Annotated in this window: 14 protein-coding genes; 9 read left to right on the top strand and 5 right to left on the bottom strand. The window is 70.2% G+C overall.

Going from position 1 to position 13905, the window contains the following annotated elements; genetic code table 11:
- From AB4030_RS22100 to AB4030_RS22085, 4 genes are all read left to right on the top strand, one after another.
- On the top strand, positions 1-624 hold a 624-nt coding region (locus AB4030_RS22100; protein ID WP_442281353.1), incomplete at its 5' end, for a Type 1 glutamine amidotransferase-like domain-containing protein.
- 390 nt (positions 625-1014) lie between these two features.
- Positions 1015-3135 (top strand): bifunctional lysylphosphatidylglycerol flippase/synthetase MprF, encoded by a 2121-nt coding sequence (locus tag AB4030_RS22095; protein WP_442281352.1) that lies wholly within the window; start codon positions 1015-1017, stop codon positions 3133-3135.
- Positions 3136-4132: 997 nt separating this feature from the next.
- Positions 4133-4447, top strand: a complete 315-nt coding sequence (locus AB4030_RS22090; protein ID WP_442281351.1) for a hypothetical protein — start codon at positions 4133-4135, stop codon at positions 4445-4447.
- Between the two features lie 685 nt (positions 4448-5132).
- Entirely contained in the window at positions 5133-5774 is a 642-nt protein-coding gene (locus AB4030_RS22085; RefSeq protein WP_442281350.1) for a GNAT family N-acetyltransferase, read from the top strand.
- 181 nt (positions 5775-5955) lie between these two features.
- On the opposite strand, the gene AB4030_RS22080 is transcribed toward AB4030_RS22085, so the two are convergent.
- The 3 genes from AB4030_RS22080 to AB4030_RS22070 all read right to left on the bottom strand — a co-directional run bounded on the left by AB4030_RS22080 (position 5956) and on the right by AB4030_RS22070 (position 7737).
- Entirely contained in the window at positions 5956-6426 is a 471-nt protein-coding gene (locus AB4030_RS22080) for a YdeI/OmpD-associated family protein (protein ID WP_442281349.1), read from the bottom strand.
- Between the two features lie 221 nt (positions 6427-6647).
- Positions 6648-6992, bottom strand: a complete 345-nt coding sequence (locus tag AB4030_RS22075; protein WP_442281348.1) for a YciI family protein — start codon at positions 6990-6992, stop codon at positions 6648-6650.
- A gap of 145 nt (positions 6993-7137) precedes the next feature.
- Positions 7138-7737 (bottom strand): TetR/AcrR family transcriptional regulator, encoded by a 600-nt coding sequence (locus AB4030_RS22070; protein ID WP_442281347.1) that lies wholly within the window; start codon positions 7735-7737, stop codon positions 7138-7140.
- Positions 7738-7867: 130 nt separating this feature from the next.
- Between AB4030_RS22070 and AB4030_RS22065 the strand changes: the two genes are divergently transcribed.
- Positions 7868-8569, top strand: a complete 702-nt coding sequence (locus AB4030_RS22065) for a maleylpyruvate isomerase family mycothiol-dependent enzyme (protein WP_442281346.1) — start codon at positions 7868-7870, stop codon at positions 8567-8569.
- 374 nt (positions 8570-8943) lie between these two features.
- Here the strand turns inward: AB4030_RS22065 and AB4030_RS22060 are convergent, their stop codons facing one another.
- Complete coding sequence (locus AB4030_RS22060; RefSeq protein WP_442281345.1) at positions 8944-10296, bottom strand: PAS domain-containing protein; 1353 nt, start codon at positions 10294-10296, stop codon at positions 8944-8946.
- Between the two features lie 352 nt (positions 10297-10648).
- Between AB4030_RS22060 and AB4030_RS22055 the strand changes: the two genes are divergently transcribed.
- From AB4030_RS22055 to AB4030_RS22045, 3 genes are all read left to right on the top strand, one after another.
- Complete coding sequence (locus tag AB4030_RS22055; protein ID WP_442281344.1) at positions 10649-11362, top strand: hypothetical protein; 714 nt, start codon at positions 10649-10651, stop codon at positions 11360-11362.
- A 256-nt stretch (positions 11363-11618) separates the two neighbouring features.
- Positions 11619-12122, top strand: a complete 504-nt coding sequence (locus AB4030_RS22050; protein WP_442281343.1) for an HAD domain-containing protein — start codon at positions 11619-11621, stop codon at positions 12120-12122.
- Between the two features lie 540 nt (positions 12123-12662).
- The gene (locus AB4030_RS22045) at positions 12663-12809 is read left to right on the top strand and encodes a hypothetical protein (protein ID WP_442281342.1); all 147 of its coding nucleotides are present in this window, start codon (positions 12663-12665) and stop codon (positions 12807-12809) included.
- Positions 12810-12955: 146 nt separating this feature from the next.
- Here AB4030_RS22045 and AB4030_RS22040 read toward each other — a convergent pair whose 3' ends face one another.
- Positions 12956-13324, bottom strand: a complete 369-nt coding sequence (locus AB4030_RS22040) for a hypothetical protein (protein ID WP_442281341.1) — start codon at positions 13322-13324, stop codon at positions 12956-12958.
- 312 nt (positions 13325-13636) lie between these two features.
- Here AB4030_RS22040 and AB4030_RS22035 point away from each other — a divergent pair.
- A partial coding sequence (locus tag AB4030_RS22035; RefSeq protein WP_442281340.1) for a hypothetical protein occupies positions 13637-13905 on the top strand: 269 nt, incomplete at its 3' end.

Below are 13905 nucleotides of genomic sequence, written 5' to 3'. Positions count from 1 at the left end.
GCGCTCGTCGATCTGTTGGGCAAGCCGGTCGAGGAGGCAAGAGCGCTCTGCATTCCCACCGCTCAGTGGGGTCATCCGATGTGCGGGCCGGTCTCGGCGCGCGGGTTTGTCGCTGGTCTGCCGCCGTGGGGCGGGATGACCTCGATGTCCTGGAACTCCCTCGGCCTGCTCGAGCTGACCGCGCTGGCGACGATCGGCGAAGAACGCTGGGTGCCGTGGATTCGTGCGGCCGACGTCCTCCTCGTCGACGGTGGCGAGGCCACCTATCTGTGCCACTGGATGAAGGAGTCCGGGCTGGCGGCCCTCCTGCCGTCGCTGTCCGACACGGTCTGGGTGGGCGTGAGCGCCGGCAGCATGGTGATGACGCCGAGGATCGGTGCCGACTTCGTACAGTGGCCGGGAGCGCCCGACGACCGCACGCTCGGCCTCGTCGACTTCTCGATCTTTCCCCATCTCGATGTGTTCCCGGAGAACACCATGGCCGATGCCGAGAAGTGGGCTGCCGAAATCAGCGGGCCGGCATACGTCCTCGATGACCAGTCTGCGATCCGGGTGGTCGACGGGGTGGCCCAAGTGGTGTCCGAGGGGCGTTGGAGGCGCCTTCCTGAGGAGAGTCCGCACTAGAGCAGGCGTTGCCTTGAGTTCGGGCAACACGCCACCCCTTTCAAAACGCCGGGGCAGGTGCCGCTGGTTCCCCGAACAGCGAGCAGGGTCCGGCGACACCCGCTCGTCCGGCACGACCGACCGCGCGACCCGGGCAGGCTGGGTCGGTCGCCCGCGATGGGCATGTTCAGGCGGTCGCAGTGGCCCGAAGCGGCATGAGTGAAAACGCGCGGGGGGCTGGTGCCGGGACCTGCGGGAGGCTGTCCATGGACGTCATGAGCGCTGACACCAGCTCGAGGCTTGGGCCGCGACCCCGGTTGCAAGCGTCAACCTGCGGCACGTCAAAGGCACGCTGACAGCCCGATCCGTCGTTCCCGACCACGAGTCCGGCAACTGGTCGACGATGGTCGCATGGTCCGCGTCCTGGCCGCGCTGCGGCGGCTGCCCCTGACCACGACCCTCGTCGCCGTCATCCTCGTCCTGTCGGTCCTCAGCCGCACCCTGTGGGAGCCGCTGGCGTCGCAGCCTGTGGTCCGGACCGTTGCCTACGGGCTGCCCGCCTTCGAGGACGGCGCCTGGTGGACCGTGGCGACCGGGGCGTTCTTCGCGATGCAACCGGTGCAGTACGTCCCGATCCTGCTCGGAGTCGCGGTGTTCGGCGGCTTCACCGAATGGCGCCTCGGCACGCGCTGGGCCGCCCTCGCCCTAGTCGTGTGTCACGTCGTGGCCGTCGTCGGGACCGCCACCTTGCTCTGGCTCACGCGTGACCACGGCTACGCGTGGACGACCGCGCTGGCGCGGGTCCGCGACGCCGGCCCCTCCGCGGGCTTCCTCGGGGCGGCCGCCGCCGCCTCCGTCACCCTGACGCCACCGTGGCGCGGGCGACTCCGGGCGGTGCTCGTCACCTACGTGCTGCTCGTCGTCGTCCACATGGGCGCGCTGGCCGACCTGGAGCACGTCGTCGGCGTCGGCGCCGGCCTCCTCCTGGGCCCGCTGCTCCAGGACCGACGGCCGCGCCTCGTGCCGCGGCGCCTGACGCGCCGGGACTACCGGTTGCTCGCCTCAGGATTCTTCGTCATTGCCGCGGTCGAGGCCGTCATCGCGAACTTCACGACCGAGGAGGGTCCACTCGCCGTGACGCTGTCGGCGCAGGCACAGGCGGACGACCTCGCCCACCGCAACCTCTTCGGCCCGATCGTCCTCGGTGTGCTGTGGCTCTGGCTGGCGCGCAGCCTCTACAAGGGCCGCCGGCGCGCGTGGCTCTGGGCCGTCGGTCTCCTCGCCGCCGTCATCGCGCTCCAGATCGCCAGCTTCGCGCACATGGTCGTCGTCGGCGAGCAGGGGCTCGTGGCCGCCTCCTACGACCTCGTCCTCAACACCGTTGGTCTGGCGCTGCTCTGGGCCGGCCGCCACGCCTTCCGCAACCCCTCGCCCCGACGGGCGCGACGCACCATCGGTAGCCTCGTCGCCCCGGCAGACGAGGACCAGCGGGCCATGGCAACCGAACTGCTACGCCACGAAGGCACGGTCAACCGACTCGCCTGGATGACGACCTGGCCGGAGAACCGCTGGTTCTCCAGCAGGAACCGCCCCGGCTACGTCGCCTATCGGGTGCACGCAGGCGTCGCGGTCGGCCTGTGCGACCCGGTGGCGGCCCGCGAGGAGGACCGGTCGGCACTGCTCGCCGAGTTCGCCGACCAGGTGCACGCCCAAGGCATGGTTCCCTGCCTGTTCACCGTGAGCGCGGAGGCCGCTCGCCACGCACGGTCCCGGGGATGGCATGCCCTCCAGGTGGCAGAGGAAGCTGTCATCGAGCTGGCTGACCTCGACTTCGTCGGCAAGGCCTGGCAGGACGTGCGCACGGGCCTCAACCAGGCCTCCAAGCGCAACATCCGGTTCTCCCTCGCGCCGCTGGGGGCCATGCCACGCGGGTTGCAGATGCAGGTCAAGGCGATCTCGTCCGAATGGGTCGAGGACATGGGCCTGCCGGAGATGGGTTTCACGCTGGGCGGGGTCGATGAGGCCCTCGACCCTGCCGTGCGGGTGGGTCTCGCCGTCGACGCCGACGCGACGGTTCACGGCGTGACGTCGTGGATGCCGATCCACGACGTGGGCGGCGGCGAGCCGGTCGGCTGGACCCTCGATGTGATGCGCCGGCTGCCCGGGGGCTTTCGCTACTCGATGGAGTTCCTCATCGCCTCAGCCTGCCTCACCTTCCGCGATGAGGGCTGCACGGCCGTCTCGCTCTCGGGCGCTCCGTTGGCGCGGAGCCGCCAGTCCGGCGGCGACGACCTCGACCGCGGAACGCTCGACCTCTTCCTCGACCGGCTCGGCGCCACGCTCGAGCCGTACTACGGCTTCCGGTCGCTGCACGCGTTCAAGTCGAAGTTCCAGCCGGTGCACGATCCGCTCTACCTCGTCTTCCCCGACGAGGCCGCTCTCCCAAGGATCGGCCTCGCGCTGAGCCGGGCCTACCTCCCGGAGGCCGGGCTGCGCGACCTGATGGCCCTCACACGGCCGACCCACGCGTGACCCGGGAGTTCCGGGACCGGAGCCTCGTCTGCCGCCAAGGGGCTCAGGAGCCTGGTATGCCGCCGAGCGCGCCCGGAGGGCCCACGACGCTCCGGGACGGGGTCAAGGCAACGGGATTCGTCTGTTGGACCAGGAACAACAACGGGCACGACGGTCCTGCCTGGGCATACGGGCCGCGGATGTCTCTGGCTCGGCGTGACCGCGTCATCCGCATCGCTCCTCTCGGTGGCGACGCGGGTGGCGCGGCCGACTCGATGTTTGGACGCTCCGAGGAGCGTGGCTGCGACTCCACAGCTTCTTCCGCTACTCCCTGCGGCTCTGCCAAAACTGAGACGATGGCGTATGGATCCGCGAAAGCCTTTGCGCTCTCCGGCGCCCAGCCTCGACTCGGCGGCCCGCACCGTTCTGGCCCGGACCGAGTCAGGCAAGGGGACGAGCCCGATCCGTCAGCTCGCGGGACGCGGGTCGTGGACCGGGCGCCAGCGGGTGCGCAGCGGACCTGCCACCACCGGGTTCACCGGCCGGTTGCCTGGCCAGGCCCTGCTCACCCCGGCCGTGCTGACCGCAACGCAGCTGCGGCTGCACGATGCCCACCCGGCTGACGAGCGCTGTCGCCGACATGCATCTGGCGCGGGAGCACGCTTCCGTCGTCCGGTCATTCGTGCGCGGCGAGGACTCCGAGCGCAGCGACATCGACTCGTCCCTGCCCAAGCCCGATGGGTACGACGAGGTCGCGGGCGGGGGGACGCCGGCACGCCGGCACTCGAGGACCGGTGCCCACCCGGCCCGGTAACCGGTTGCAGGGGCTCGTCTTCGACCACAGCAAGCTCGTTGATGTGGCCCCATCCGGCGCCGAACCTTCCAAGCCGCCGTACGGACGCCGTGAGCGTCGAGCTGGCACCGGTGCACAGCTGATGACTCCATCGAGGCCGACGACCCGGCAGGCGGACATGGCCTGGGCCGATCCCGGCGCCAGGTCGCGGAGAGGTGCCTCGAGGTGGCCGACCTCGTCGATGCCGAGGACGGCGCCGCAACCAACGTATGCATCGGTCTGTTCACCCTCGCGGGGATCGCGGCCGGGGACGCCGTCTGCACCGCTGCGCTCGGCGCGCACTACATGGGAGCGGACCACGTCGGCGCGGCTACGCTACTCGCACGGGTAAACGACCATCTGGGCGCGCAGCTCAAGACGCTGGTCGACCTCAAGCCGGGGGCGCTCGAGGGCAACGCGGTGCTCCGCGGCCGCCACCGGGGCACGGCCCGGCGGGCCGCCCACGAGCTGGTCGCGCAGGCCAGCGCACGGACCCTCTGACCCGCTGAGTCCGGTGGGCGCCCGCCTTCCCAGGCGCGGGGTCCCACCGCAGCCGCCGTCTCTCGTCAGGAGCCACCGTGCCGGGCCAGCCGTGGCAGGGTGGCACGACCGGGAACGCCAGTGACGCGCTGCGTTTTGGGGTGCCCGTCGCGCGCTCTCGCTAGCCTGCAAAGACGCCACCGCCTGGAGCCACCACCCCTAGGTCACGCTTCGGGCGGTGGTGCTGCGACGTGGGTGACCGGCGTGCGCAGATCGCTGGCGATGTTGCGGTGTCGGTGAGGTTTCCGGTTGGGGCCTTTGCGCGTTCGGGCGCGGGCGTCCCTGCGGCCCTTTTACGCTGGGTGTACCCCACCGTCTGGGCCTCCCGTAAGGACACAGGCGGTGGCGGTCGCCGACGGCCCCCCGCTGGGGGGTCGTTGAATGTGCACATGTCGGGGCACCTGGGACCGGGTAGGCGCGGAGATCACGCACGGGGAGCACGCGCGGAGGCAGACTCCCGGACGTGTGTGTCGAGCTCGGCCCCCAGGTGTGTGGAACGCTCGGCGGCATGACGCGTGACGAACTGCTGGACGTGTACGACCGTGAGGTTCGAGCCTCCTTCCCACGTCGTCTCCCTGCCGGCTGGGTCAGTGAGCAGGACGGTCCGTTGACACGCTGCCTGACCCCCCACGGCAGGGGGTTCTCCATGCTGACCGCCGATGCGTCGGGATTGACCGCGGCGCAGCTGCAAGGGCTGGTCTCGCGAACGTTCGGCTTCTACGATGAGCACGGACGAGGGTTCGAGTGGAAGACCTTCGACCACGACCGGCGCGACCTGCGGCCCCTGCTGGTCCAGCACGGCGCCCGGCCGGAGGCTGCCGAGGCCCTGGTCCTCGGCGAGGCGGCCGCGCTAGCGGGGGACGCGGAGTTGCCAGCGGGGCTGACCGTCCGGGCCGTCACCTCCCGCACCGACCTTGACCGGGTGGCGGCCCTCGAGAGCCACGTGTGGGCCCAGGACTGGTCCTGGCTGGCCGATGACCTGCACGCCCGGCTCACGGGCCCGGCACCGGTTGAGGTCCTCCTCGTCGAAGACCAGGGCGTGACCGTCAGCGCGGCCTGGCTGGTGCCACTGGGCGGGACCCAGGTGGCCGGCCTGTGGGGCGGGAGCACCCTGCCCGCCTACCGAGGACGCGGGATCTACCGGGCCTTGGTCTCCCGACGTGCCCACCTCGCCCTCGAACGCGGCTACTCGACTCTGCAGGTCGACGCCTCCGAGGACAGTCGGCCCATCCTCGAACGGCTCGGCCTGCACACCGTGGGACGAACCGTCCCCTACGCGACAGCCTGAGCCCGGACGCAGGAGTCACGCCGAGCACGCGGTGGCACCGCTCCTCTGCGAAAACCCTCGACACCCTCGAGAGAAGCCCTCATCCCCGTCCCGGGCGCCGGCGGGTTCGTGACAGGGCGCGGAGCGTCGCGTGCCTGCGGCTGGGGGAGCCGGGCCAGGCCGGGCCGAGCTCCCCGAGTGGTCACCGCTGCCTGCCTGCCACGAACAGAGCGACCGCCTTGTCGATACGTCGTTGCCGGGTCTCCGGGGATTTGGCGGCGTTGATGGTGTCCACGTGGTGCCGCTGCAGGCTGTTGGACAGCCCGTCGAAGAACTCTCGAGCCGCAACGCTGTGCTCCATGGCGGTCGCGAAGTCAGCTGGCACGTCCACCTCTCGTGGTGAGTCCGCGACCTTCAGCGTCACTGCAATGGGGTCGCCGCCCTTCAACCCGGTGGCGGCGCGGACCGCGGCACTGACCCCGATCAGGTGTTGGCCACCCATGACGGCCACGGTGCTGCGGTACTCGTAGCCGTTCACGGTCACGAGCACCGGCGGGCGTTGCCCACGCCCGAGCTGCTCGATGACGTCGTGCGGCACGGAAATCCCGGTGTTGTTTCCGCTGGAGGTCAAGGTGGTCTCGAAGGTCACGGCTTCGCGCTCGTCCGGCATCATCGCTCTCCTGTCGGCTTGGATCGTCAGCCCGAACTGTTGCACGCGAGCCGGCCCCCGGTGCCGCAGACCGGTTGAGCGACGGCACAGGCCCACAAGTGGAGGCACTGGAGTCAGTGGCGTGTCGCTTCCCGGATACGGTGCTGCAACCGGTCCAGACCGGAACGGATGAGCGCCCCGTACCCGTTGATCGGGAGGCCGGCGCCGCACCAGTTCTCTTGACGCTACGTCGCAACTCCGAAGCGTCGCACCTCCTGGGGCCAACCGCAGGCTACCGCGATCTTGCCTGCCCACAGCCGCGCTTCCTCGGCGTCGGCGACATCGACGACGGCGATGCCGCCGAGGTGCTCCTTGGTCTCGGCGAACGGACCATCGGTGAACAACGGCGTGCCACTCGAGGCATCGACGTTGAAGGCGGGGGAATCGTCCAGGCCACCGGTGAAGAGGAGGACTCCGGCATCCTTCATCTCTGACCGCAACGCCTTGACAGCCTCGAACCTCTCGGCCATCTCCTCTGCGGTGTAGTCGGGCACCCACTCGTCGTTGAACGCGATGAGGAACTCAGTCACCTCTACTCCTTCCCTGGAGGTGGACCCTCCGTCCGCCTTTACGTCACCACGAACGGCGACAGCCCCGTTCGACAGGCACTGGACAAGAACCTATGTGCATGGGACGTTTCCGGCACGAGCCCTCTGCGGCATGAGCGAGCGTCTCCTATCCCTCCGGGCTAGGTGCGAGTCCCGCCAGCAGAATGTCGACGGTCCGGTCGAGGACGTCTGCCCAGCGGCTGCCGCCAGGGTCGTTGCTGACCTGTTGCGTCGCCAGGCCCGTGAGCATCGCCGTCCAGATGTCGAGGGCCGCCGGGTCGACGATGCCCACGGCGCGCAGCGCCTTTGACAGTTCCGCGAGCACCTCACTCGCCAGTGCGTAGGACGTGGCCGAGGGGACGAACGCCGGAATCACCCGCAGGAACAGCAACTGCAACCGTGCGGAGTCGGCGACCGCGAACTCGAAGAAGATGCGCGCCCCGGCGCGCACCCGGTCCTCCTCGGGCAGTTCTGCCGTCAGCAGAGACTGGTACGCCGCACGCAGCTCGCGGTAGCCCTGGGCGTACATCTCGTCGTAGAGCGCGCCCTTGCTCGCGAAGTACACGTACAGCGACGGCGCCCGCATCCCCACCCGCGCCCCCAGGTCGCGCAGTCCCCAGCCGGTGAGGCCGCGTTCGCGCGACAGCTGCCAGGCCGCGTCGACGATGACTCGCCGGGTCCGCTCGCGCCGCTGGTCTCGGCTGAGAGTGGGGGGCTGGGGCTGCACCCTTGACACGGTACAGGCGCAGCGCGACTCTTGCCTAACAGCGTTAGGTAGGGAGTGGGATGACCACAAGCACCAGTGAAGTCGCTCAGATCACGCCGATCGCCAAGAGCACCGATCGGCTGAGGTCGCATTGGCTGCCTACGACCAGCTGCTCGGCTTGCTGCGCTCACTGCACGACGAGGCATGGCGGGCAGCCACGGAGTGCCCGGGCTGGTCGGTCGCCGACATGGTGGGGCATCTGATCGGGGCCGCGGAGGCCAACGCCTCCCTGCGGCAGAACCTGCGACAGCAGGCCTGGGGCGCCCGGCACCGCAGCGATCACTGCGGGAACCCGCTCGACGCGGTCAACGCCCTCCAGGTCAGCGAGCACCTCTCCCTGTCCCCTGCCGAGCGGGTAAGCATGCTGGCTTCACTCGCGCCGCGGGCGGTTGCCGGCCGGATGCGGCTCCCGCGGCTACTGCGCCGGGTCAGCGTCCCCATCGCCCAGTCGGGCTCGTCCGCCGGGATGCCGCCGCGGCTTCGGCTCGGGCATCTCGTCGATGTCGTCTACACCCGCGACGTGTGGATGCACACCCTTGACATCGCGCGCGCCACCGGCGGCGAGGTCGACCTCTCCGCGCCAGTGAACGCCCGGATCGTCGCCGACGCCGTCCGGGAGTGGGCACTGCTGCATGGGCACCCGGTGGACCTGACTCTGACCGGTCCATGCGGCGGCCGTTTCGTCAGCGGCGCCGGGGCAGAGCGACTGGAGCTCGACGCCGTCGAGTTCTGCCGTGCCCTCTCCGGCCGCACGCCCGGCCCGGGCTTGCTGCGTCACCTGGTCATCTTCTGAACCAACCACTGGGCCAAGGTGCGTGAGGCCGCGACCGGCACCGGTGACCTGGCCGCAAGCTGAGCCGGACATGCTCGAACCCCGCGGGCGGCTCGCCGACCCGAGTTCGCCTGCCACCCCCGCCGACTCGCGACATTGACGCAAGGCCGCGGCCGGTGGGTCGCTACAGGATGGGCGGTTACCCCGCCGGCGAAGCAGACGCCGGCGTTGCCGCCACCCCGGCGTTGCCGCCACCCCGGCGTTGCCGCCACCCCGGCGTTGCCGCCACCCCGGCGTCTCAAAGCTCCCGGTGAAGCTTTGAGCAGGAGAGTCGGTTGCGACGGGAGAAAATCGCACCGGTCGACACCGGCCCAAGTCAGAGGTCGGAAGGTGAGCTAGGAGAGTTGCGTCAACCCGTCCAGGGCCATCTGCAGGTACGTCCTGGACTCCTCGACGCGAGCCGGCATGTCGCCCCCGGCACGGGCTGCCGTGTCGAGAAGCATCGCTGCGGCAAACAGCTCCTGGAGGATGGACTGGTGAAGGCGGTCCTCGATGGCCTGCCGCTCCTGCAGGGCTGCGTATGCCGACCGAGCCGCGATCAGCTCCTCGCCAGCCTTCATGGCGTCGGTGATGTCGGAGGCGTACGCGAAGGCGCCGATGACCTCACCGTCCGCGATTCGCGGCACGTAGCGGACGTGGAAGTGGTGCTCCTGCCCGTCCGGGCTGATCTGGCGACGGTGGAAGGACTGGGTCCTGCCGTGCAGGACGTCCTCGGCGTGCGCCTCGTGAACCCGGAGAAAGTCCTCGCTGACTATCTGCTCCAGGCGCCGGCCCGTCGCTCTCGTGTGGCCCCACTTGGCCAAGACCGCCTCAGCGGCTCGGTTGGCGTAGCGGAGCGATCGTGTTCGGTCCCATACGGTGATGACGACCGGCAGCTGATCCAACAGGGCGAAGACCTCGGCCTCGAGGCGCGCTGTCCGGTGAACGAAGCTCGGTGGGAAGCATGCCTGCGCCGACGAGGCGGCGGCCAACAGCCCCCCGTCCGAGTTTCGCCGATCGACGGACAAGGGAGAGGTCGACACCGTGCTCGGCGCCGTGGTCGGCACCGTATTCGAGACCGTGCCGTCCTCTGAGGCCGGGGGCGACGCCCGGGTGCCCTGACGGAGCCGGCGGGTGCAGTTGCGCAGCTCTTCAGCCAGCCGGTGGAGGTGGGCCTCCGGCTGGTCATCGGGGATGGGCGGCTGCAGCTGGTCCAAGGTCCGGCGGAGCCTGGCCAGCACCTCGCTGCCGGCGGTCACCATGAGTCGGTGCCGCTCGGTGAGCCGGGCAACCTGGAGGCTGTCGCGGAAGATCTGGGCCTGCGTGTTGAGTTCCTCGGTGATGTCGACGAGCACGATCGCGACGCCGATGACCACCTCGTCGATGCAGACCGGGGTGTAGGTGGTGCGGTACTGCCGCAGCTCGCCCTCGCCGTCGAAGAGCGCTCGTTCCTGCTCGGATCCCTCACCCTTCAGGGCGTTCAGGAACCGGGAGCGCATCAGCGTCGCGGCATGGGTCCCGAGAACGTCCACGAGCGGAACTTCCCGCAGTCCTTCGGCCGAACGCCCGAACGCCGCCGCGGCAGCCGCATTCGCAAAGACACACCGCTCGCCGCGATCCCAGAACGCGACCAGCTCGGGGAGGCTGTCCAGAACCGCTACCAAGCTCGAGCCGTCCAGCCCATCGAACGAACCGACCGGCTTCTCCATGGCGCCTCCACTGCCCTTGACGACGTCTCGCGGGGCGGACAACGTCCGACGCCCGAGTCCAACCCGATCCTCGCATGACCCGAACCAGGAGAAAGGCCCTTCAGAAGTAGCTGGCGGAGGAGGCGCGCGAGAGCCGGCTTGCACGGCCAGCCGGGCTCCCGCTGCCCCGACGATCGCCGAACGGAGCCGGGCATTCTTCTCAAAACGACTTCGCGGCAGTCGGGCGCCTTGTACGGTCCGCGTGAACCCCGGCGCCGATTCCCTCACCGCGCCGCGGGGGTCCGGCTGATCGTTCAGACAGTCGGGACACCGTCGACGTCATCGCTGACGTCGCACCTGCTGGGAGTCATTCTTGAACAAGGTCCGAATCGCCGCGTCGTTCGCCGCGTCCGCCGCACTGCTCGCCGCCATGTCCGGTACGGCCAGCGCCGCCACCGGGGGCAACCCGGCCTCCGCGGTCCCCGCCGGCTGCTCCTTCTCACGGGGCATCACCACGTGCACGACGACGACGAGCACGCCGGGAACCCCGATCGTCACCGTCACACCCGCTCCCGCGACGTTCACGTCGACATCCGGACCCGCCTACGACCTCGAGTACGCAGTGAACATCGCCGGCGCCTGCACCCCGGGGGCGCCAGTCCTGACTGCCTGGGAAACGACCACGACAACACCCTCGAGCGTGACCACGACGACGACCGCGCACCACGGCGCTCCCGGCAGCCACGGCGAGGAGCTCCCGACCCAGGCCAGCACCGTCTCCGGGCCCACGACCACGACGACCAGCACCACGCAGCCCGCATCGCCCGGCACCATCACACTCGCCGGCAGCACCGCGACCGCGGTCTTCACCGGGCTGCGGCCCAACGCCCCGTACGGCGTCGGCGTCCGTTGCGGCGGGCACGCTGTCGCCTTCTGGACTGACGGGACCGGAGCGGCCACCGCCACCCTTGACCTCAGCCCGTTCGCCGGCCAGCAGATCCAGCTCGAGATGTTCGCCGAGCCGAACGACTACTTCGGTCCCGACTACGCCGTGATCGCCCCGCTCACCCCAGTCGCCCCTGACTGACCCGTAGACGGGAGCACGGGCGCACGCCGACGAAGGTCGCGTACGCCGCAGCGCGGCGGGCCACGGTGAGGGGGCGCCGCGCAGCGGCTCGTCGTCCAGGAACCTCAGCGCTGGGGCGGCGGCGGACTGGAGAGCCAGGACGGCGATGTCCTTGTCGACCTCCCGCCCGGACGCCCGCGGACAGCGTGCCCCAAGACGACCGGCAGGTCGCTCGTACGCCGTCGCCCGCGCCGTGGCGGGCTGCGACACTCAAAAGGTGACCCATGCGCTCGTGGTTGATGTCGACGGGGTGGTCTCACCGATCGGCGGCCACACGGCCTGGGGCGATGACGTCGTCGCGGGCGACGTCTTCGGTCCGGTCTACACCTCTCCGACAATGTGCGCGCGGCTGGACCGGCTCGCGGCTCAACCCGGCGTGACGTGCTGGTGGTTGACGAGCTGGTCAGAGCAGATGCGGACCGCCGTAGTGCCCTTCCCGGGCCGGTCATGGGTGGACATCGGAACTGCTGAGGAGCCACTGCCCCCATCTCGGTGGTGGAAACTGCAGGCGCTGCAGCAGTGGCTGGGGAGCCACGACGAGGTCAGGTCTCTCGCATGGTGCGAAGACCACCTCAGCCCGTCGCGTACCGAGGTGACGAAGCGCTGGCTCACGCACCGAGGGGTCGAGTCCCTGCTCATCGCTCCGGACACGAGCGTCGGCTTGACCCCGCACGACCTCGCCGACCTCGAAACCTGGGGCGGCCGAGCCCGCACCCCGTAGCCGCAGACTGGCTGACGCGACAGCCGCATCTGGCGACTCGTGTCGGTAACCGCCGTCGCTGAGCAGCTGAGCTTCACCCGGACTGCCGGCCGAGCACAGGGGGCATGGCTGAATCCCTCGCTGCAAGGGTCGCTGTAACCCTCGCTGTAACGAGGCCCTGTGGGGGTCGGCCAACGGGGACGGGTTACTGGACCCGGGCGGCGGTCTCGCGCATGGCTGCCGCCAGCAGCACGACACGCACCATCAGCGGCAAATGAGTGCGTGCGGAACTAGGACATCCTGACCGCAAGGAAGTGGCCCAGCCGGCTGCGGACCGCGCGGTCGCGGGCGGTTGCGGGCGGCCCGAGGGGAAGTGCGTCCGCTCCTGTCGCGGGCCGCGCGCACGACCCGCGCACGCGCCCGAACTCGCCGTCCTTGGCGAGGACCCGACCCGGCAAGAGGACACCGACCCGTTCACCGGCGTCCCTTCCCTGACACCGGGGGAAACACGCACGAACCGGTGGGCGGCGCCACTTCACTCCGTACGAGTGGGCAGGGATGGTGGCGACCTTCAGCGACCACCAACAACTCGGCCCCGCGCGCCTGGCCACGTTGCAGCACGCGGTGCGCCGCATCGTCCAGCCGCATGGCGGCACGGTCGAGGCCCACTGCGGCACCTACATGTGGTCCGCGCACAAGGTGGCCTGACCATGGGACGCCTCGGCGCCCAAAGGCCAACACGTGCGGGAGGCCCAGGCCCCAACGCACGCGCGCCGTTGGTGCCCGCTCGCCGTGCCGCCGCCTAGCGTCAGCGCTTCCGTTAGCGCCACCCGAGGCGTGTTCGGGCGGTTCGTCTATGCGGCCGGCTCCTCGGTTCGGCCCTGCAACCCGTCGAGGAAGGCGTCCACGGCGGCGTCTCCTCCGGCAGCGTGGAGGTGCTGGACCGCTTCCTCGACGACGGCCAGGGTCGCGCGTGCCGCGGCCTCGCTGAACACGGAAGCCTGTTGCGAGAAGGTGTGTGACAGCGCACCCGCGGGGTCGAGGCCGGCGAGCAGCTGCTCGCGGACGCCGTCGAGGGGTCGGGGCATCGGCATGCCCTCGACCATCTCGCCGATCGCGAGCTCGCGGAAGCTGCGGTCGTCAGGTCCGAGGGTGAGGTCGAGCCTCCCGATGGTTGCCGCGGTCCTGACGAGGAAGTCAGCCAGCTCGTTCGCGGTCACCATGGCACATACCTCCCAATGTGTGGCGACTCTGCCACCCTATGCCGCACGTGTACCCGCAGAGGGCGAGAACCGCCGTTTTGCGAGACGTGAGGTGCCCGGGCGGTCACGATGTGTCGGGCGGCGTCCGGCGCCGGGCCCTCGCGCCCTCCAGTCGGGGGGCGCTGGACGTCGTCGCGCGCGCACGGTACCCCGCGCCATGGCGGACCCACCGCCCTGCGCGTCGCCAAGCCCGGCACTCTCGTCCGCTTGGGAGGACGCTGGGAAAGTAAGCAACTGCCCTCCGCCACCGCGACGGCGAGGATCATGGGAGGTGTGGATACTCCTGAAGGGCTCGCGGCCTTCCACGTCAAGACCGCGGTAGCGGTGGCAAGACTCGACGAGGGTCTCGGCCCCGGCGACGAGCCCTTCCGTTCGCTCGTGATCAACGAACTCTCGACGGCCGCGCCGTCCCCCTACGACTCGGACGCGCTGCTGGACCAGCTGATTCGAGCCGACAACCCGATGAGGGCCCTGGCAGCGGCGCTCGCGGCATCGTACTCGGCGGCCGCGTCGGAGGCCTGCTCCATGATCGTCGACGAGGC

The sequence above is a fragment of the Terrabacter sp. 2YAF2 genome, assembly GCF_052114705.1.
GTDB lineage: Bacteria > Actinomycetota > Actinomycetes > Actinomycetales > Dermatophilaceae > Terrabacter.
Note: the sequence above shows the minus strand (reverse complement) of the source record. Positions and strands in the feature narration are given on the sequence as shown.

Bases quoted from the DNA above. Each gene is read 5' to 3' on its own strand.
- AB4030_RS22040 (WP_442281341.1), bottom strand. From the start codon at position 13,324: ATGGTGACCGCGAACGAGCTGGCTGACTTCCTCGTCAGGACCGCGGCA.
- AB4030_RS22085 (WP_442281350.1), top strand. From the start codon at position 5,133: ATGCTGACCGCCGATGCGTCGGGATTGACCGCGGCGCAGCTGCAAGGG.
- AB4030_RS22080 (WP_442281349.1), bottom strand. From the start codon at position 6,426: ATGATGCCGGACGAGCGCGAAGCCGTGACCTTCGAGACCACCTTGACC.
- AB4030_RS22095 (WP_442281352.1), top strand. From the start codon at position 1,015: ATGGTCCGCGTCCTGGCCGCGCTGCGGCGGCTGCCCCTGACCACGACC.
- AB4030_RS22060 (WP_442281345.1), bottom strand. From the start codon at position 10,296: ATGGAGAAGCCGGTCGGTTCGTTCGATGGGCTGGACGGCTCGAGCTTG.